The organism is Microbacterium sp. K27 (assembly GCF_004794435.1).
GTDB classification, from domain to species: domain Bacteria; phylum Actinomycetota; class Actinomycetes; order Actinomycetales; family Microbacteriaceae; genus Microbacterium; species Microbacterium maritypicum_A.
The window spans coordinates 33555-52690 of record NZ_SSDK01000025.1; the positions used below are offsets into that span (position 1 = coordinate 33555).

The following is a 19136-nucleotide window of genomic DNA, read 5'->3' on the forward strand; positions in this document are numbered from 1 at the left end:
CGTCCGGCCCGGGGCGCGCGGGCCGGACGCACCATCTTGCGCCTGCGCAGGTGGCTCAGACCAGGAGCGCGTCGGGGATCCCGGTCCGCAGCTCCACCGGAAGGTGGCCGGTGTCGTTGTGCGTGAGCAGCGTCCATGGTCGCCCCTGCTTCTGCGCGATCACCGTCAGACCGCAGTGCGACTGGTTGAGGGTCATCCACCGCCACTCGGGGGCGGAGAGCACCTCGCGGACGAACCAAGAGATCACGAAGTTGTGGGTGATGAGCACCTCGTGCACATCGCCGGTCTTGCGCACCAGGAACTCGTTCACGGCATCCGACATCTGCGCCCGCCCCGCCTCGATCTCCGCCTCGGTGACGGATCCGAAGAACGGCTCGAACACCGAGGGAGTCTCCTCGGTCATCCCCGTGGGAACGCAATCGAAGAGCAGAGCGGTCGGCTCGGGGTCGACCGACGGAAGGCGCGCCGCGATCGCCCGCGCCGTCTCGTTCGCGCGCAGCAACGGTGAATGCCAGACGGCATCGAGAGGAAGCCCCGACAGACGGTCGGCGATCAGTTCCGCCTGACGCTGGCCTCTCGGAGAGAGGGGTCCGTCGGCGAGACCATGCTCGGCATCCTGATGTTCACCGTGTCTGACCAGATATATGTAGTGCGTCACAACTCGCTCGCTTCATCGCCAGCATCCGCCGGGCCTCCCTTCCACCCTATGTCACGGGTGAAGGGATACTCAGTTTCCCGCCCGGGTGAGCTCGGCGACCTGGCTGCGCGAAAGCGAGACGCCCGCTCCCTGCATGAGTTCATCGACGTGATCGCTGGCGAAGGCGTTGACGATCGGCGCGGCGACCGTGCGCTGGGCGAGCAGCCAAGCCACGGATACCGCCGCGACCGGAGCGCTCACCTCTTCGGCGACCTGATCGAGAGCGCGCAGGATCTTGATGCCCCGGCGGTTGAGGTGCCCTCGCAGCTGCTCGCCCCGCACGCCGCGGGAGGTGAGCGCCTTGCTGCGGTGGCGCCCGGAGAGGAAGCCGTGCTCGAGCGCGTGCGATGGCGTGACCGCGAGGTTCTGCGCACCCGCGACGAGCCGGAGATCACCCTCGAATGGCTGGCGACGGACGAGGTTGTACGGCGCATCGATCACCTTGATGCGCGGGTAGCCGGCCGACGCGAGGATGCGCGCCTCGACGAGTCGCTCCGGCGCGAACCCGAACGCACCGAGCGCACCGATCTTTCCGGCCTCCGTCAACCATTCGACGGTCGCCAACGTGTCTTCGAGATTCGTGGTCGCATCGAGGGTGGCGTCGAGGTAGACGACATCGATGCGATCCACGTCGAGACGCGTCAGGGACCCCTCCACCGCGCGGACGAGATTGACCGAGCCCAGACCGGGGTTGTCGGCGTGGGCACCGATGCGCACACTCACGATGCTGCGGTCGCGCTGGCCGCGTGAACGCAGCCACTGCCCGATGATGTGCTCGCTGCGACCCCCGGAGAAGCCGTCAGCCGTGTGGATCGCGTTTCCGCCGAACTCCACGTAGCGGTCGAGGATGCCGTGGCTGGTCTCGAGGTCGACGTTCCAGCCGAACTCCGCAGCTCCCAGCATCAACGGGAAGGTCTCGTAGCCGGTCTCGCCGAGAGCGGTGCGGATCGTCTCCCCTATCCCTGGCCCGACGATCGGGATGGGCGCAGAGGGATGCTCGGCGACGCCCTGCTGGGCACGTTCCTCAGACGCTCCTGCGCCTACGCTGAACAACCGCATACTCTCTCACCCCCGCGTCGATCGGTGCGTGCCGACCTGCGTACCTGCTCGATCTGCACCCCCCCGGTGCGTACTTCGAGGGTAAGCGAATTCAGCGAACGTCCTGACCAATCCGGGGAACGGCGCGGAAACGCCCGATAACGATTTGGTCACACCGTGACAGCGCGGAACCCGGGCCCCTCCCTGACGGAGAGACCCGGGTTCCGTTGGAACACTGCGCTTACTCGGCTGCAGCGTCCTCGGCAGGTGCTGCGTCAGCGGCAGGAGCGTCGTCCAGGACGGGCTCGAGCGAGAGCTTGCCGCGGTCGTCGATCTTCGTGATCTTCACGAGGATCTTCTGGCCGACCGAGAGCACGTCGTCGACGTTCTCGACCCGCTTGCCACCGGCGAGCTTGCGCACCTCGGTGACGTGCAGGAGGCCATCCTTGCCCGGGAGCAGCGAGACGAACGCACCGAAGGTGGCGATCTTCACGACGGTGCCGAGGAACTGCTCCCCGACCTCCGGGTTAGTGGGGTTGGCGATCGCGTTGACCTGGGCGCGGGCGGCCTCGGCCGAGGGGCCGTCGGTCGCGCCGATGTAGACGGTGCCGTCCTCCTCGATGGAGATCTGCGCACCGGTCTCGTCCTGGATCGCGTTGATCGTCTTGCCCTTCGGGCCGATCAGCTCGCCAATCTTGTCGACCGGGATCTGCACGCTGATGACGCGAGGCGCGGTGGGCGCCATCTCGTCCGGAGCGTCGATCGCGGCGTTCAGGACGTTGAGGATCGTCAGACGAGCCTCACGGGCCTGGGTCAGCGCGCCGGCGAGCACAGACGACGGGATGCCGTCGAGCTTCGTGTCGAGCTGGATCGCCGTGACGAACTCGCTGGTACCGGCGACCTTGAAGTCCATGTCACCGAGAGCGTCTTCCGCACCCAGGATGTCGGTCAGAGCCGCGTAGCGGGTCTCGCCGTCGACCTCGTCGGAGACGAGGCCCATCGCGATGCCGGCGACGGGGGCGCGCAGCGGCACACCCGCGTTCAGCAGCGACAGGGTCGACGCGCAGACCGAGCCCATCGAGGTGGAGCCGTTGGAGCTCAGCGCCTCGGAGACCTGACGGATCGCGTACGGGAACTCCTCGCGGCTCGGCAGCACCGGCACGAGGGCGCGCTCGGCCAGGAAGCCGTGCCCGATCTCGCGACGCTTCGGCGAACCGACACGGCCGGTCTCACCGGTCGAGTAGGGCGGGAAGTTGTAGTGGTGCATGTAGCGCTTGCTCGTCACAGGCGACAGCGAGTCGATCTGCTGCTCCATCTTGAGCATGTTCAGCGTGGTGACACCGAGGATCTGGGTCTCGCCGCGCTGGAAGATCGCAGAGCCGTGCACGCGCGGGATGACCTGCACCTCGGCGTCGAGCGGACGGATGTCCGCCAGACCACGACCGTCGATGCGGGCGCCCTCGGTGAGGATCCGTCCGCGCACGATCTTCTTCGTGACGGACTTGTATGCGGCGGAGAACTCGAGCGGCGCCGCGGCCGGGAGCGAACCCGCCTCGGTGGCCTCGATGAGCTCTGCCTTGACGCGGTCCTTGATCGCATCGTCAGCGGTCTGACGCTCGACCTTGTCCGCGATCTGGTACACGTCGCTGAGTTCGGCGAATGCGCGCTCCGAGACGAAGCTGTAGACCTCGTCGCTGTACGCGGGGAAGACCGGGTACACGCCCGGCTCCTTCGAGGCGGTCGCTGCGAGTTCAGCCTGAGCCTTGACGAGCTGCGCGATGAAGGGCTTCGAGGCCTCGAGGCCCTGGGCCACGACATCCTCGTTCGGCTTGGTGGCGCCGGCCTTGATCAGGTTCCAGCTGTGCTCGGTGGCCTCGGCCTCGACCATCATGATGGCGACGTCTTCCGTGCCATCGGCCTTGGTCACGACGCGACCGGCGACGATCAGGTCGAACACGGCCTCCGAGACCTGCTCGGCGGTCGGGAACGCGACCCACTGGTCGGCGTGCTCGCCCTGGCCGGGGATGAACGCGAGGCGCACACCGGCGACGGGACCCGAGAACGGCAGACCCGAGATCTGCGTCGACGCGGAAGCGGCGTTGATCGCGAGAGCGTCGTAGAACTCGCCCGGTGCGATCGACAGGACGGTGATGACGATCTGGACCTCGTTGCGCAGGCCGTCGACGAACGACGGACGCAGCGGGCGGTCGATCAGACGGCAGACCAGGATCGCCTCGGTGGAGGGGCGGCCCTCGCGACGGAAGAACGAACCGGGGATCTTGCCGGCAGCGTAGGAACGCTCCTCGACATCGACCGTCAGCGGGAAGAAGTCGAAGCCCTCACGCGGGTGCTTGCCTGCGCTGGTGGCCGAGAGGAGCATGGTCTCGCCGTCGAGGTACGCGGCGACGGCGCCCTGAGCCTGCTGCGCGAGGCGGCCGGTCTCGAAGCGGATGGTGCGGGTGCCGAAGCGGCCGTTGTCGAGAACGGCCTCGGTGGCGGTGATTTCAGGACCTTCCAAGAGGTCTCTCCTTCTTTGTTTAGACTCGCGAATCCATGTGACGCGCGAGCGTGTTCAAAGGAGCGGAACAGAGGGGTTCGGGCGCGCGGGCACTCCCGCGAATCTCGCCTGCGCTGGCCACCAGTAGAAAGCCACCCGACATCCGCCGAGGAACCCACCACAGGGGACCAGCTTCTCCGCCGATCGCTCCATGAGTCGATATGAAATTGTGCGGTTGACACACGTCAACCTCATCCACCCTACCAGCGCTGACCTCGAATCCTGCGTCTCGTCGCGCATCGCGGATCCGACATCTCGCGTCCACAGCCCGTTCACCGTGCGGACTCCGCGAAGCGACGGGCGTCCGCTGTGGTGGAGTCCATGCGCTTGTCAGTGATCGGCTGCGGCTACCTCGGTGCCGTACACGCCGCCGCCATGGCCTCCATCGGACACGACGTGATCGGCATCGACGTCGACGCGCAGAAGATCGCGGCCCTCGCTTCCGGCACCGCACCGTTCTTCGAACCACGGCTGCCGGAGCTGCTGGCGGATGGCCTGCGCTCGGGGCGGCTCCGCTTCAGCGACCGGATGGCGGACGCCGCGGGTGCGGACGTGCACTTCCTCGCCGTCGGCACTCCGCAGATGCCGGGTGGGCATGCCGCGGATCTGCGTCACGTCGATGCGGCAGTCGACGGGCTGCTCCCCCATCTGCGCGTCGGCGACGTCGTCGCGGGCAAATCCACCGTGCCGGTCGGTACAGCCGTCGCGGTGGCCGGGCGCATCGCCGTCACGGGAGCGACGCTCGTGTGGAACCCCGAGTTCCTGCGCGAAGGCTGGGCCGTGCACGACACTCTGAGCCCGGACCGCGTCGTGGTCGGCGCCGAGGCCGATGCGGCGGGTCAGCGCGCGGTCGGAGTCCTGCGGGAGGTGTACGCCCCGGCCCTCGACGCGGGGACACCCTTCCTCGTCACGGATCTCGCGACGGCCGAGCTGGTCAAGGGCGCGGCGAACGCGTTCCTGGCCACCAAGATCTCGTTCATCAACGCGATGGCCGAGATCGCCGAGGCGTCCGGTGCCGATGTGGCCCTGCTCGCCGACGCGCTCGGGCATGACACCCGCATCGGCCGACGCTACCTCGGCGCGGGCATCGGCTTCGGCGGAGGGTGCCTTCCTAAGGACATCCGCGCGTTCGCCGCACGGGCCGAAGAGCTGGGACGCGGCGAAGCGGTCGGGTTCCTGCGCGAGGTCGACAGCATCAACCACCGTCGCCGTGATCGGGCGGTGCAGCTCGTGGTCGACGCGCTGGGCGGGCTCGTGTTCGGCCGGCGGATCGCCATGCTGGGCGCCGCCTTCAAACCGTTCAGCGACGACATCCGCGATTCACCGGCCCTGGACGTTGCCGTGCGACTGCGCGGGCTGGGCGCGGATGTCGTCGTGACCGACCCGGCTGCCGTCGACAACGCCGCGGCTGCGCATCCTCAGCTCGGCTACGCGCGTGACCGCGACGAGGCGCTGCGGGAGGCCGACGCCGTCGTCGTCGTCACCGAATGGGACGAGTACCGGCGCGACCTCTCGCCCGAGCACGCCGGCGCACTCGTGCGGGGACGGATCATCATCGACGGACGGAACTGTCTCGACTCCCTCTCCTGGCGTGCTGCCGGTTGGCAGTACCACGGCATGGGGCGGCGTTGAGGCACCCACGGCAGGGGCGGCACCGAACACTCCACCGGAGCACGAGGTCAGCGGGCGAAGGCCGTCCTCGCTGCGGACGAGCGACCGAGGTAGACGTAGTCGTCGTGCTTCGCGAGCCGCCCGTCGCCCGCCGCCCGCCCGTGCAGCCGACGCCAGACCCAGGGCAGCGCGTGACGGCGCCACCATACCCCCGCGCCGATGGGCTCATGCTCGTGCATCGCGGCATCGAGCACTCCCAGTGTGTCCGCATCGGGCACTCCGAGCATCTCGCCGGCGCGATAGGCGAGGAAACGGTGCCCTCGACTGCTGAGGTGCACCAGGTCTTCGCCCCAGTTCGGGCGCTCGCCCAATGAGGGATGCAGGTCCGTGTCGATCAGGATCGCTCCGGTGCGAGCCGCGATACCGGTCAATGCGGTCGCGAAGGCGGAGAACCTCCTCGTGTAGAGCGATGCCGCGCGGCGCCCGGGAAGGAACGGCGTCACCAGAAGCACGTCGGCACCGATCCCCCGCAACTGTCGCACCGCCCCCTCGAGCTCCGCGGCGAGCGCTGTGACGTCGACACGGCGCTTCACGAGGTCGTTCGCCCCGATCAGGATCGACGCGAGGTCGGGGCGCAGTTCGAGTGCTCGCGTCAGTTGCTGGCCGGTGAGGTCGCGCACGCGCTTGGACCGGACCGCCAGGTTCGCGTAGTGCAGGCCTCCTCTGGCGGCGAGCAGCAGGGCGAGGCGGTCGGCCCACCCGCGGAGGGCACCGTCGGGTGCCGGGTCGCACAGTCCTTCCGTCAGGGAGTCGCCGAGAGCGACGTAGCGGTGCCATCGACGGGCGGTGACCGGCGCGGACGGTTCCGGTCGCACGACGCGGCGGGAGCGCGCCCCGGAATCGGCCCTCTGCAGCATCCGAGCCTCGTCGAAGTGGCCGAGGAGCTGATCGCACACGCTCTCCCAGCTGCGCTCCTGCACGGCTTCGCGCCCCGCATCGCCGAACGCGCGTCGCTTGCGCGCATCTCCGGCGAGATCGGCCACGCGCATCCGCAGATCGTCGAGGTCGCCCGGCCGGTAGAGCCAACCATCGATTCCCATGCGTACGAGGTCGAGCGGGCCGCCACGCCCCGTGGCTACGACGGGTACGCCACTCGCGTGCGCTTCCTGCAGGGTCTGCCCGAAGGTCTCACTCTCGCCCGGGTGCACGAAGAGGTCGAACGATGCCATCGCCGCGGCCAACTCACCGCCGTCGAGGTGGCCGAGGAACAGGGCGTCGGGGAGCAGGCCCTGCAGCCGTGCCCTGCTGGGTCCGTCTCCGACGATCACCAGTCGCGTGCCCGGGATGTCGCGGAGCGCGGCGAGGTCTTCGACCTGCTTCTCAGGAGCGAGGCGTCCCACATAGCCGATCACGACGTCGGCGCCCCACTCGGAGCGGAGCGCATACTGGCGCCGCGCGGGCTGGAAGCGTTCGGCATCGACACCTCTCCCCCACCGCCGGACGCGATCGATGCCGAGCGCGGCGAGCTGCCCGGCCGAGTCAGCCGAAGGCGCCAGGGTCAGGGTCGCGCGCCTGTGCAAGCGGGCGATGTGAGTCTGGGCGATGCCGGTGGTCGCCGCGATCCGGTAGCGCTGGGTGTATGCGGCGACATCGGTCTGGTAAGCGGCGACGGCAGGCAGGTCGAGGCGTTCGGCTGCGAGCGCCCCCCGCCATCCCAGAGCGAACGGGGAGGCGAGGTGCACGACATCGGGCTGGAAGCGCGCGAGTGAGGACGCGACCCGGCGAGCGCTCGACGTGCCCACCCGCACATGACGGTACCCCGGCAGCGCGAGGCTCGGAATCGCCTCGATGCGTGCCCCGCTCACCTCGGCGGGGACGCCGACCGCAGCGGGGGCGACGACATGTGCCTCATGCCCTCGCCGCTCGAGGTGCCGCAGGATCTGCAGCACCGAGCCGGTGACGCCGTTCATGTGCGGAAGGAAGGATTCCGTGACGATCGCTACTCTCACAGCACCAGGATGACGGGACTCGGGAGCTCCATGCGCCGGAGACGCTCCCCTGCACCAGATGTTCACCGGATGCTGGAGAACGGGTCACCGGCTATCCGGTCTTTGGTTCCCGTTCACCCGTCGCGGGCACAGTGGGCGACGTGCCGACGGATCTGCTGACCGCATCGCTCGCCAGCCCGTGGAGCCTGGCGGTGATGAGTCTGCTCGTCGTCGGCGATGCCTTCTTCGTCGTCGTGCCGGGTGAGGTCGCGGTGACGGCGCTCGGCGCCGTCGCCGTGACCACGGGTTCCCCGCCGCTCTGGGCCGTGGTCATCTGCGCCGCCGTCGCCGCGGCCGTCGGAGACGCCTGCTGCTACCTCATCGGGCGTTCGGTGGGAACCGAGCGCTGGCGGTGGATGAGGATGCCCCGTGTGCAGCAGGCTCTGGTGTGGGCCCGACGCCGCTTGGACGGCGGGATGGCGACGGTGCTGTTCACCGCCCGGTTCGTGCCGTTCGCGCGCCTGGCGATCAACCTGGTCGCCGGAGCATCGCGCATCCATCCTCCCCGCTATCTCGCTCTCGTCGCCCTGGCCGCGACCGGGTGGGCGCTCTACCAGGCAGCGGTCGGTGCAGCCGTTGCGGCGATCCTTCCCGGCGGCCCCCTTGTCGCGGTGCCGGTGTCGATCGTGCTCGCGATCGGACTCGGAGCGGTGATCGACCTGTGCGTGCGCCGCACCAGAGGATGACCGGCCGGACCGGTTGCTCTAGGCTCGGGGCATGAGCACCGAAGAAGGCGCCTCCTCGTCCGAGGAGATGAAGCGCAAGTTCAAGGAAGCGCTCGAGAAGAAGAACGCGCACCACCGGCAGGGCGAGGCACACCTCGACGGCGACTCCGCCGTGCACAGTGCGAACGCCCCGCAGACCCGGCGCGAGTTCCGACGCAAGAGCGGTTGACCGCGCGGATGCGGGAGCCGGCTCGGCCGGCCTCCCGCATCCCTCACCCTCTCGTCGTGCGCGATCTCGCGTCAGGCGCGATCGGCGCGAAGCCTGGCCCGCTCCTCCTTCGCCGCCATCTCGGTGACCGCCGCCTCACGCAGCTCCTGCATGTCCGCAGCCTGCGGAGCGTCCGCGTTTCCGTGGGCGTCGACGCCGTCGAGCAGGGACTCGTCGAACGGCAGCTCGCCGCTGAGCACGCGCCGCACACGGTCGCGGTCGATCTGCTTCGTCCAGGTGCCGATCAGGAGCGTCGCCACCGCGTTGCCGGTGAAGTTCGTGAGCGCGCGGCCCTCGGACATGAACCGGTCGATGCCGACGATCACGCCGACACCGTCCACCAGATCGGGGCGGTAGGCCTGGAGACCACCGGCGAGGGTGGCGAGACCGGCACCGGTGACACCCGCTGCCCCCTTGCTGGCGATGATCATGAACACCAGCAGGCCGATCTGCTCGCCGATCGTCATCGGCTGCCCCATACCGGTGGCGATGAACAGCGAGGCCATGGTCAGGTAGATGGCCGTGCCGTCGAGGTTGAACGAGTATCCGGTCGGTACGGTGATGCCGACGACAGGCTTGGAGACGCCGACGAACTCCATCTTCGCGATCAGCCGAGGCAGCGCTGACTCCGACGACGAGGTGCCGACGATGAGCAGGTACTCCCTGGCGAGGTACTTCATGAGGGAGAAGATGTTCACCCGCGTGACCGTCCACAGCAGCACTCCGAGGATCACGACGATGAACAGGATGCAGGTGATGTAGAACGCGACCATCAGCGTTCCGAGGCTCCAGATGGCGGCGACACCGGTCTTGCCCACCACCGCGGCGATGGCGCCGAAGGCTCCGAGAGGCGCAAGCCACAGGATCATGCCGAGGATGCGGAAGACCAGTTTCTGCAGCTGCTTGACAGCCTCCATGATCGGGGCACCGCGATCGCCGAGCCCCTGCAGGGCGAAGCCGACGAGCAGCGCGATGAACAGCACCTGCAGCACGCTCTCCCCCGTGAAGGCCGAGAAGAACGTCGTGGGGATGATGCCGAGGATGAACTCCTGGGTGGTCTTGGCCTCGGTCTCGACCGCATCGTAGGTCGAGGAGGCCATGTCGAGACCGGCACCGGGGTGGATGATGTTGCCGACGACGAGGCCGATCGCGAGTGCGAAGGTCGACATGATCATGAAATACAACAGCGCCAGTCCGCCGATCTTGCCGACGGTGGCCGCCTTGGCGATCGATCCCACCCCGACGACGATCGTGCAGAAGATGATCGGCGCGATCATCATCTTGATCAGAGCGACGAACCCCTTGCCCAGCGGCTCGAACGCCTGGCCGACCTCCGGCCACACGAGACCGACGACGGCGCCGAGGACGACCGCCAGCAGCACGGACACATACAGCCAGGTGTGCCGGTCCCACGATTGCTTCCCTCGCCGCCAATTGAATTTCGGCAGTGAGAATCCTGTTGTGAGCGCCATCGCGTCCTCCTCGATCATCGACGTCTTCGTCTGGTGGGCGGCTGCGTCGCCGCCGATCAGATCTCACGGTCTCCGACTTCGCGCACGGAGGCGAGTTGTGGTCGTATTGGTCACGGCACCGGAGCATCGACGATCGGAGGAAGCGATGGCGCATACCTCCCGCGCACGCAGCGCCGCATCCCGAGTCTTCGCGGTGCTGCTCGTCGCGGCCGTCGTGATCGGCGCTCTGGTGGCCGTCTACCTGGTGGTCGAGGCGCAGCGGTCGATCCGCGCCGAGGCCGAACGGGTGACGGCGGCCACCGCCGCCGCGTTCGCCTCCTCGCCCCTGGTGATCGACGGTCTGCGCGGGGATGATCCAGGCTCCGCGACCCCGGTGCTCGAGCCCTATTCGCTCGCGGTGATATCCAGTGCAGGACTCGACTTCATCACGGTCATGACGCCGGACGGCACGCGGATCACGCACCCCGACACCGACCAGATCGGCGGACACTACCTGGGAACGATCCCGGCGTCGCCCACTCCACTCACCGAGGAGTTCACCGGCACTCTCGGCCCGTCGGTGCGCACCATCGCGCCGGTGACGACGACGGACGGCGCGCTGATCGGCTGGGTCTCGGCCGGCGTGACGACAGAGTCGATCACCGACACCCTGATCCGCCGCCTGCCTCTCACCCTCGGCATCACGATCGGCCTCGTCGCCCTCGGTGCCGGCGGTGCCGTGATCGCCCGACGCGTGACCCGCCGCATCGCGGGCGATCTGCCGCCCGGTCAGGTGCGCGACGCGGTCTCTTCCTACGAATCGATCCGCACTCTGGGCGAAGCCCTGCGCGCGCAGACCCACGAGCACGGGAATCGGATGCACGCCGCCGTCGCTCTGCTCGAACTCGGGCGCCGGGACGAGGCGATCGAGATCCTCACCGAGACTTCTCGACAGAGCCAGTCGCTCGTCGACCAGGTGACCGCACGACGACACGGGGATCCCGCAGTGGGTGCTCTCCTTCTCGGCAAAGCCTCCCAGGCCAAGGAACGCGGCATCGATTGGCGGGTGCGCATCGAACCCGACACACCTCGCACACCGCTGTCCCCGGTGGACGCCGTCTCGGTGCTCGGCAATCTCGTGGACAACGCCATGGATGCGGCCGCTGAGTCCGACGACCGCTGGGTTCAGGTCTCGCTCCGCCCGCACGGTGCCGGGATCATGCTCGAGGTCTCGGACAGCGGCCCCGGCATCCCGCCTTCCCTGCGGGAGCGTATCTTCGACCAGGGCTACTCCACGAAGCCCGCCGACGCGCAGGGTCGCGGCGTCGGGCTCGCGCTCGTCCATTCCGTGGTCACCGGCGCCGGCGGTTCCGTGACCGTGAGTGACGATCCGACGACGTTCCGGGTCGTCCTCCCCGCAGCAGGGCCACGGAGGTCTCCGGCATGATCCGCACACTCATCGTCGATGACGATGCTCTGACCCTCGAACTGCATCGCGACTACATGGCCCGCCTCGACGGGTTCGTCGTCGCCGGCGAGTGCACGGGGGCTCGAGCCGCCATGAGGGCCGTGCTCGAGCGCCCCGATGCGTTCGACCTGGTTCTGCTCGACATCACGATGCCGGACGGCTCCGGCATCGACGTGCTCCGCACGCTTCGCGGGCGATCCGCGGCCGTGGATGTGATCGCCATCACCGGCGTCCGCGACGCCGACGCCGTTCGACAGATGGCCGCACTCGGTGTCTTCCAGTATCTGATCAAGCCGTTCCCCTTCGCGGTGTTCCGCGAGCGGATGGAGCAGTACCGTGCGCACCGCGAACAGGCGCGGAGCACCGAGGGCGAAGCGACGCAGGCGGAAATCGACGCCCTGCTCGGGCGCTCCACCGCGACGATCCCCCTCCCCAAGGGGCTCTCGGCGGCCTCGCTCGACAGGGTCACCGCCGAGTTGCGCACCGACGGGCCGCTCTCGGCGAGCGAGGCGGCAGAGCGTCTCGGCATGTCGCGGGTCGCCGTGCGTCGCTACCTGGAACACCTGGTCGCCGAAGGCGTACTCACGCGTTCGGCGCGATACGGGACCCGCGGACGGCCGGAGACCGAGTACGACTGGAAGAGGCGACCCGGCCCGGGGACCTGACCGTCAGCGCGGCAGCCGTCCGTCGTGCAGCACCGCGTGCGGATCGAAGCGCGCACGCAGATCACGAAGCCGGGCGATCTCGTCGTCGGACCCGCAGCGCTCGAGGGTCTGTTCCGGTTCGAGGAAGGTCGCCACGGTCTGCGATGCCTCGTTCGGTCCCAGCAGCTCTCGGAAGGCCTCGAGACTCATCGCTCCCGGTTCTGCGGGCACTCCCGGGATCACCGGCACGAGAGCGTGCAACAGCCAGCCCACGGATTCGAGCGAGGCGAAACCCTCACGCCGCGGTGCATCGAGAGCACCGCCGAGCATACGGATGTCGATGCCCATGATCGGCCACTGCTCCGGCAGCTCCCGGAATTCGAGGAGGGCGTCGATTGTCGCATCGTCGAGCACGCTGAGCGCCATCGACGCCCCACGCCCCGGCGTGGGATCCGTCGGCTCGTTCGAGGCGGCCGCAAGTGCCGCCGGCGACGTCGGCCCGGTGATCTCCCTGCGCACCGTCCCTGCCCGCCGTATGGTGTCGATCAGCTCCTCCTGCGGCCCGTCGGCCGACAGCGCCTGGACCGTGAGGAAGCTCCTTCCCCTGATCTCCTCCGGAAGCTGCGGGGCGTCCGGCATGCGCATCGAGTTGAGGAAGACGTTGAGCGTCGACGGAGCCGAGGCTGCGAGGTCGCGGACGGCACGGACCACCGCTGGGGCATCAGCGACGTCGAAGCTGAGGTTCGCCCCCCAGACGGCGGGTGCCCGCACCAGATCGATCTCGGTCGCGGTCACGATCCCGACGAGGCCGCCGGCGCCCCGCAGCGCCCACATGAGGTCGGCATCGGTGTCGTCGTCGACGCGCTCGTGCGTGCCGTCGGTGCGCAGCACCCACGCCGCGCGCAGGTTGTCGGACCCGAGACCCGCCGTCCGGCTGAACCACGAGTGTCCGCCGCCCAGCGTGTACCCCGCGACGCTCACCACCGGACTGGTTCCGGCAGGAGCGACCCACCCCGTGCCTTCGAGCGCCTCGACGACAGCTCCCCAGCGCACGCCGGTACCGACTCTGACGATGCCGCTTTCGAGGTCGACCTCCAGATCGTCGAAAGCACCCATGCGCACGAGCACGGTGCCGGCCAGGGATCCGGAGGCGCCATGACCACTCGGCTGGATCGCGAGCGGCGTGCCGGACTCGCGTGCCGCACTCAGCAGTGCACGGAGGTCGTCGACGTCGGCAGGTATCGCCACCGCATCCGGCCGCTGCTCGATCGCGAGATTCCACGGCTGTCGCGCTGCATCGTAAGCGTCGTCTTCGGGGAGGAGGAGGGTGCCGGTGAGTCGTTCCTGGAGCACGACGAGCGCGGGGTGTGTGGACATGACGCCACCGTACGATATCCCTCGGACATCGTCGATGGCGTCATGCGCCGCTCACTCGCCCGCGAGACCGCCGAGCATGTGGCCGAAGGAACGCCCCTCTCCCAGGTACGTCGCCGGATCGTACGGGTCGGCGACCGCGGTCGCTTCGCGTCGGGCGATCGCCTCCGCCAACTCCCTGGCACCCTTCTCGACGCGCTTGGCGAGCGGCGCGACGTCGTCTCCCGCCCCACCCCAGTCGCTCGACGCCGCGAACACCCCGGTCGAGACGGGCTCCGCATGCAGGTAGGCGAAGAGCGGGCGGATCGCGTAGTCGATCGCCAGCGAATGCCGCGCGGTGCCGGCGTTCGCACCGATCAGCACGGGCGTGCCGGTGAGCGCATCCGGGTCGAGCACGTCGATGAAGGACTTGAACAACCCCGAGTAGCTCGTCGAGAAGATCGGCGTCACCGCGATCAGCGCGTCGGCGGAGACCACCGTGTTGATCGCCGTCTCCAGGGCCGGCGGCGCGAACCCGGTGAGCAGGTTGTTCGTGATGTCGTGCGCATAGTCCCGCAGCTCGATCACGTCGACGCTCGCTTCGATGTCGTGCTCGGCGAGGGCTTTCACGGTCTCGGCCGCGAGTCGGTCCGCGAGCATCCGCGTGGACGACGGGTTCGACAGGCCGGCGGAGACCACGGCGATACGACGCACGGTCATGTCACGCCTCCGTGCGGCCGAGCCCGAAGGCTGCGCCTGCGGGGGCCGGGCTGTCCTGGTAGGGCGAATCGCCTGTCAGGTTGTCACCGCGGTTGGCACCGGGGCGCGCCTGACGGGTCGGACCGTCGCCGAACTCGGCCCTGACGCGTGCCGCGTGGGTCGGCGCGTCGGGCACGGCGGCGGGGCGGTCTTTCGCGAGCTCCTTGCGGAGCACCGGCACGACCTCGGAACCGAGGATGTCGAGCTGCTCCAGCACCGTCTTGAGCGGCAGACCCGCGTGGTCGATCAGGAAGAGTTGCCGCTGGTAGTCGCCGTAGTGCTCGCGCATCGCGGCGTACCGGTCGATCACCTGCTGCGGGGAACCCACCGTCAGCGGAGTCATCTCGGTGAAGTCCTCCATGCTCGGCCCGTGACCGTAGACGGGCGCGTTGTCGAAGTACGGACGGAACTGGTCCACCGCGTCCTGCGACTTCGCGGCCATGAACACCTGTCCGCCGAGACCCACGATCGCCTGTTCCCGTGTGCCGTGGCCGTAGTGCTCGAAGCGCTGGCGGTACAGCTCGATGAGGCGCTGGTAGTGCTCCTTGGGCCAGAAGATGTTGTTCGCGAAGAAGCCGTCACCGTAGTACGCAGCCTGCTCGGCGATCTCCGGCGTGCGGATGGATCCGTGCCATACGAACGGCGCGATCCCGTCGAGGGGGCGCGGAGTCGACGTGAAGCCCTGCAGCGGCGTGCGGAACTTGCCCTCCCAGTCGACGACGTCCTCACGCCACAGCTTGTGCAGCAGGGCGTAGTTCTCGATCGCGAGCGGGAGTCCCTGGCGGATGTCCTGACCGAACCAGGGATACACCGGACCGGTGTTCCCACGACCGAGCATGAGGTCCATGCGGCCGTCAGAGACATGCTGCAGCATCGCGTACTCCTCGGCGATGCGCACGGGATCGTTCGTGGTGATGAGCGTCGTCGACGTGGAGACGATCAGGCGCTCGGTCTGCGCGGCCAGCGCCGCGAGGAAGGTCGTGGGGCTGGAGGACCAGAACGGCGGGTTGTGGTGCTCGCCGATCGCGAAGACGTCGAGTCCGACCTCTTCGGCGTGCACGGCGATCGCCGTGGTCGCCTTGATGCGCTCCTGCTCACTGGGGGTGATCCCGGTGGTGGGATCGCGCGTGATGTCGCTGACCGACATGATGCCGAACTGCATCGCCTGCGCGCCTGACTGCTCGCTCATGATTGCTCCGTGTCTCCGAACCGGATGACTCGCATCCGTTTCTATTCATTTGAATGTATCTGTGTCAACGCGCTCACTTCAACTTTATTCCCGGCCTGTAGCCTCGAACGATGAGCAGTGCCGGCGCCGACATCTCAGGGCCCCCCACAGGATCGGTTCCCCGCAGGCGGAGACGTGTGCCGTTCTGGGACAACGCGCGCTACGTCTGCATCGTGCTCGTCGTGCTCGGTCACGCGATCCAGCGCCTGACGTACGACTCCGACATCGCCTTCGCGTTCTACCTCGCGTTGTACGCGTTCCACATGCCGGCGTTCGCCATCATCTCCGGCTACTTCTCGAAGTCCGGCTCGCCCTCCAAGACGCAGATGGCCAGGGTGGTCACGGACATCCTGCTCCCCTACGTCATCTTCGAGACGCTGTGGACACTCACCAAATGGCTGGTCGAGGGCCAGGTCGATCCGAACATCACGAAACCGAGCTGGACGCTGTGGTTCCTCCTCGCGCTCGGGATCTTCCGGCTCGTGCTCCCGTACCTCGCACTGCTTCGGTGGCCACTGCTGTGGACCGTGGTCATCTCGGTCGGCGTGGGATACCTGCCGAACGTCGACAGCACGTTCTCGCTGTCCCGCACCCTGGGGCTCCTTCCCTTCTTCACGCTGGGCTGGTGGCTGCGCGAGCACGACATCGTCGACAGGTTCCGCCTCCTCGACTTCCGCCCGTGGTGGATCCGGGGCGGCGCCGTCGCGATCTTCGCTCTGGCCGGCTTTGCGGCCTGGAACTGGCTTCCGCTGTGGCAGGCGTCCGACCTGCGGCACTGGCTCTTCTACGAGGACTCCTATGCCGACCTGGGCGGGGAGCAGTGGTGGGCCGGCGGGGTGCGGATACTCCTGATGTTGCTCGCCGTCGTGCTCAGCGCCGCCTTCTTCGCCCTCATCCCACGGGGCGCCCACTGGTGGACGGCATTCGGCCAGTACACGATGTACGTGTTCCTCCTGCATTCTTTCGTGCTGTACCCCTTCCGCGAGAGCGGGATCCTGCAGAGCCTCGAGCCGACCTGGATCTGGCTCCCCCTCGTCACCGTGGCGTCAGTGCTGATCGCCCTCGCGCTGGCGACGAAGCCGGTCAGGTGGGTCTTCCGCCCGCTGGTGGAACCCCGCCCAGGGTGGCTCTTCGCCGACCCGGCGCTCGCCTCCAAGGAGGGGCGCCGGAACGACCCGACGGGCTCGCGGCGCCCGCGCCAGACCGGACGATAACCTCGAAGGTGTGAGCCGCGCACAGACCGTTCGAGACCGCATCGTCGAACGCATCGAGGAGACGGGGTTCGGCGCTCACGGGCTGCACGTCCGCGTCGCCACCGAGACCGCCGACCACCGCTGGACCGACGACGTGCGGGAGGACGTGCACTCCGTCGCGAAAGGCGTCTGCGTTCTGGCTGCGGGACTGGCCGCCGACGAGGGTGCGGTGTCGCTCGACATGCCCGTCGGCACGTACCTCCCCGGCTTCGAGCTGGGAGCTGGCGTCGAGGACGTCACGCTGCGGCACCTGCTCTCGATGACCAGCGGGATCGATCTGCCCTGGTCGGAGACGCTGATGACGGACTGGCCGGACCTCGCCCGCGAGTTCCTGCGACGCCCGTCGGGCGGACGGTCGTTCCAGTACTCGAACGCGAGCACGTACACCGCGATGACGGCGCTGGCCGCAGTAGTCGGCGACATCGGCGACTATCTCGTCCCCCGTCTCTTCGACCCGCTCGGCATCATCGACGTGGAGTGGGAGCGCAGCCCTCAGGGTCGCATCGTCGCCGGAGGCGGGCTCTCTCTGCGCACCGAAGAGCTCTCCCGTCTCGGACTCCTGATCAGAGATCGCGGGGTGTGGGAGGGCCGACAACTGATCGCCCCAGGATGGATCGACGCGATGCACACGGAATGGCGGGTCGCCGGCGAGAGCGCGGACTACGATCGCTACGCCCTTGCAGGATGGGGCGGGCCGGGGCCGGCGTGGAGACTTCACGGCGCCTACGGCCAGCTGCTCATCTTCCTCGACGACGCCGTGGTCACGATCACGGCAGACGATCACTTCGGCGCGGATGCCATCGCCGCGTTCGCGGTGGAGGCGCTCACGAGCACACACGAGCCGTGACCGCTCAGGCGAACAGCCCGGCCCCTACGTAGGACCCCGGCTTCGCCCCCGCCGGCACCGCCCAGATGCCCGAACCGACGTGGCGGATGTACTCGTTCATGAGATCTGTCGACAACCGACGCTGCAGCGAGATGAACTGTGCAGGATCGCGCTGGTACGACAGGAAGAAGAGCCCGGCATCGAGGCGTCCGAGCGTGTTGTTCCCGTCGACGTAGTTGTAGCCGCGGCGGAGGATGCGGATGCCGTCGTTCTTCTCCGGATGCGCGAGACTCACGTGACTGTTCGCGTCGATCGCCTTGCTGTGGAAGTCCGGTGCCGTGAACTCGTCTCCGCCGGAGAGCGGTGCGCCCTCGCCCTTGTCCCGACCGATGATGGTGTCCTGCTCCGACAGGCGCACGCGGTCCCAGGTCTCGATGAGCATCGCGATCTTCCTGGCCACGAGGTAGGACCCGCCGGACAGCCACGCCGGGTCGTCCTTCTCCGATACCCAGACGTGATCGCCGAGCGCCTCGGTGTCATCGGCCAGGATGTTCGCGGTGCCGTCCTTGAACCCGAAGAGATTGCGCGGCGTCGCCTGCGTCGCCGTCGTGCGCGACGTCTTGCCGAATCCCAGCTGCGACCAGCGCAGCCGAGCCCGGCCGAAGGCGATGCGGCTGAGGTTGCGGATCGCATGCACCGCCACCTGCGGGTCGTCGGCGCAGGCCTGGATGCACAGGTCGCCGTGAGAGGTCTGCGGATCGAGATCGTCACCGAGGAACGCCGGGAGCCGTTCCAGCCCCGGGGGACGCTGCGCGGCGATCCCGTAGCGGTCGCCGTCCTCGTTCTCGAAGAGTCCCGGCCCGAAGCCGAACGTGATCGTGAGCCCGGCGGCGGGAAGCCCCAGCGCCTCCCCCGTGTCGTCCGGCGGCGCTTCGGCCGGCCCACCGACCGCACCCGTTGCACTGACTTCGAGGCCCTGCGCCATGCGGGAGGCCGCGTACGACCAGTCCTGCAGCAACGAGATGAGGTCGTCGCGATCCGTGCGCGGCATCATGTCGAAGCTGGCGAAATGCAGATGGTCCTGCACCGGAGTGGTGATGCCTGCCTGGTGATCGCCGAAGAACGCGTATGCGGAATGCGCGTCCTCCGCCGCACGCGCCCGCCCGAGCGCGACGCCGCCGGCGAGACCCGCACCGGCGCCGACCGCGAGGCCCGCGACGCCGCCCCCGATGGCCAGGCCGAGCAGGCCCCGCCTGCTCAAACCGGCAGG

At 68.5% G+C, this 19136-nt stretch carries 16 protein-coding genes; 7 read left to right on the top strand and 9 right to left on the bottom strand.

Going from position 1 to position 19136, the window contains the following annotated elements; all coding sequences use genetic code 11:
- Positions 1–55 precede the first annotated feature (55 nt).
- The 3 genes from DW307_RS01440 to DW307_RS01450 all read right to left on the bottom strand — a co-directional run bounded on the left by DW307_RS01440 (position 56) and on the right by DW307_RS01450 (position 4253).
- Complete coding sequence (locus DW307_RS01440; RefSeq protein ID WP_021198621.1) at positions 56–658, bottom strand: histidine phosphatase family protein; 603 nt, start codon at positions 656–658, stop codon at positions 56–58.
- 69 nt (positions 659–727) lie between these two features.
- Complete coding sequence (locus DW307_RS01445; RefSeq protein WP_029265534.1) at positions 728–1756, bottom strand: aldo/keto reductase; 1029 nt, start codon at positions 1754–1756, stop codon at positions 728–730.
- 220 nt (positions 1757–1976) lie between these two features.
- Positions 1977–4253, bottom strand: coding sequence for a polyribonucleotide nucleotidyltransferase (locus tag DW307_RS01450; protein WP_021198619.1), 2277 nt, complete (start codon positions 4251–4253; stop codon positions 1977–1979).
- A gap of 360 nt (positions 4254–4613) precedes the next feature.
- Here DW307_RS01450 and DW307_RS01455 point away from each other — a divergent pair, with 360 nt between their 5' ends.
- Complete coding sequence (locus tag DW307_RS01455; protein ID WP_029265535.1) at positions 4614–5924, top strand: UDP-glucose dehydrogenase family protein; 1311 nt, start codon at positions 4614–4616, stop codon at positions 5922–5924.
- Positions 5925–5971: 47 nt separating this feature from the next.
- On the opposite strand, the gene DW307_RS01460 is transcribed toward DW307_RS01455, so the two are convergent.
- Positions 5972–7912, bottom strand: coding sequence for a GDSL-type esterase/lipase family protein (locus tag DW307_RS01460; RefSeq protein WP_136023726.1), 1941 nt, complete (start codon positions 7910–7912; stop codon positions 5972–5974).
- 140 nt (positions 7913–8052) lie between these two features.
- On the opposite strand from DW307_RS01460, the gene DW307_RS01465 reads away from it, so the two are divergent.
- Entirely contained in the window at positions 8053–8637 is a 585-nt protein-coding gene (locus tag DW307_RS01465) for a DedA family protein (protein WP_029259006.1), read from the top strand.
- Positions 8638–8668: 31 nt separating this feature from the next.
- Positions 8669–8845, top strand: coding sequence for a DUF5302 domain-containing protein (locus DW307_RS18035; protein WP_017830923.1), 177 nt, complete (start codon positions 8669–8671; stop codon positions 8843–8845).
- Positions 8846–8916: 71 nt separating this feature from the next.
- Here DW307_RS18035 and DW307_RS01470 read toward each other — a convergent pair whose 3' ends face one another.
- Positions 8917–10356 carry a cation:dicarboxylate symporter family transporter gene (locus tag DW307_RS01470; RefSeq protein ID WP_029259005.1) on the bottom strand — a complete coding sequence of 480 codons (1440 nt, stop codon included), beginning with the start codon at positions 10354–10356 and terminating at the stop codon, positions 8917–8919.
- Between the two features lie 145 nt (positions 10357–10501).
- On the opposite strand from DW307_RS01470, the gene DW307_RS01475 reads away from it, so the two are divergent.
- Together DW307_RS01475 and DW307_RS01480 are read left to right on the top strand one after the other, a co-directional pair.
- Positions 10502–11782, top strand: a complete 1281-nt coding sequence (locus tag DW307_RS01475; protein WP_136023727.1) for a sensor histidine kinase — start codon at positions 10502–10504, stop codon at positions 11780–11782.
- Positions 11779–12468 (top strand): response regulator, encoded by a 690-nt coding sequence (locus tag DW307_RS01480; RefSeq protein ID WP_136023728.1) that lies wholly within the window; start codon positions 11779–11781, stop codon positions 12466–12468. Before DW307_RS01475 ends, DW307_RS01480 begins: the two co-directional genes overlap by 4 nt.
- A 3-nt stretch (positions 12469–12471) precedes the next feature.
- Here the strand turns inward: DW307_RS01480 and DW307_RS01485 are convergent, their stop codons facing one another.
- Genes DW307_RS01485 through DW307_RS01495 form a run of 3 tightly spaced genes read right to left on the bottom strand, consistent with a single transcriptional unit; the run spans position 12472 to position 15748 of the window.
- Complete coding sequence (locus tag DW307_RS01485; RefSeq protein WP_136023729.1) at positions 12472–13824, bottom strand: FAD-binding oxidoreductase; 1353 nt, start codon at positions 13822–13824, stop codon at positions 12472–12474.
- A gap of 51 nt (positions 13825–13875) precedes the next feature.
- Entirely contained in the window at positions 13876–14520 is a 645-nt protein-coding gene (locus DW307_RS01490; protein ID WP_029259001.1) for an FMN reductase, read from the bottom strand.
- Position 14521: 1 nt separating this feature from the next.
- Entirely contained in the window at positions 14522–15748 is a 1227-nt protein-coding gene (locus tag DW307_RS01495; RefSeq protein WP_029265542.1) for an LLM class flavin-dependent oxidoreductase, read from the bottom strand.
- A 110-nt stretch (positions 15749–15858) separates the two neighbouring features.
- Here DW307_RS01495 and DW307_RS01500 point away from each other — a divergent pair, with 110 nt between their 5' ends.
- Both DW307_RS01500 and DW307_RS01505 read left to right on the top strand, forming a co-directional pair.
- On the top strand, positions 15859–17001 hold the full coding sequence (locus DW307_RS01500; RefSeq protein WP_136023730.1) for an acyltransferase family protein: 1143 nt from the start codon (positions 15859–15861) through the stop codon (positions 16999–17001).
- A 10-nt stretch (positions 17002–17011) separates the two neighbouring features.
- The gene (locus DW307_RS01505) at positions 17012–17887 is read left to right on the top strand and encodes a serine hydrolase domain-containing protein (RefSeq protein WP_136023731.1); all 876 of its coding nucleotides are present in this window, start codon (positions 17012–17014) and stop codon (positions 17885–17887) included.
- A 4-nt stretch (positions 17888–17891) separates the two neighbouring features.
- On the opposite strand, the gene efeB is transcribed toward DW307_RS01505, so the two are convergent.
- A partial coding sequence (gene efeB, locus DW307_RS01510) for an iron uptake transporter deferrochelatase/peroxidase subunit (protein WP_136023732.1) occupies positions 17892–19136 on the bottom strand: 1245 nt, incomplete at its 5' end.

Excerpts from the sequence above, each read along its gene's own strand:
- DW307_RS01445 (WP_029265534.1), bottom strand. The coding sequence starts at position 1,756 with ATGCGGTTGTTCAGCGTAGGCGCAGGAGCGTCTGAGGAACGTGCCCAG.
- DW307_RS01455 (WP_029265535.1), top strand. The coding sequence starts at position 4,614 with ATGCGCTTGTCAGTGATCGGCTGCGGCTACCTCGGTGCCGTACACGCC.
- DW307_RS18035 (WP_017830923.1), top strand. The coding sequence starts at position 8,669 with ATGAGCACCGAAGAAGGCGCCTCCTCGTCCGAGGAGATGAAGCGCAAG.
- DW307_RS01470 (WP_029259005.1), bottom strand. The coding sequence starts at position 10,356 with ATGGCGCTCACAACAGGATTCTCACTGCCGAAATTCAATTGGCGGCGA.
- DW307_RS01475 (WP_136023727.1), top strand. The coding sequence starts at position 10,502 with ATGGCGCATACCTCCCGCGCACGCAGCGCCGCATCCCGAGTCTTCGCG.
- DW307_RS01480 (WP_136023728.1), top strand. The coding sequence starts at position 11,779 with ATGATCCGCACACTCATCGTCGATGACGATGCTCTGACCCTCGAACTG.
- DW307_RS01485 (WP_136023729.1), bottom strand. The coding sequence starts at position 13,824 with ATGTCCACACACCCCGCGCTCGTCGTGCTCCAGGAACGACTCACCGGC.
- DW307_RS01490 (WP_029259001.1), bottom strand. The coding sequence starts at position 14,520 with ATGACCGTGCGTCGTATCGCCGTGGTCTCCGCCGGCCTGTCGAACCCG.
- DW307_RS01495 (WP_029265542.1), bottom strand. The coding sequence starts at position 15,748 with ATGAGCGAGCAGTCAGGCGCGCAGGCGATGCAGTTCGGCATCATGTCG.
- DW307_RS01500 (WP_136023730.1), top strand. The coding sequence starts at position 15,859 with ATGAGCAGTGCCGGCGCCGACATCTCAGGGCCCCCCACAGGATCGGTT.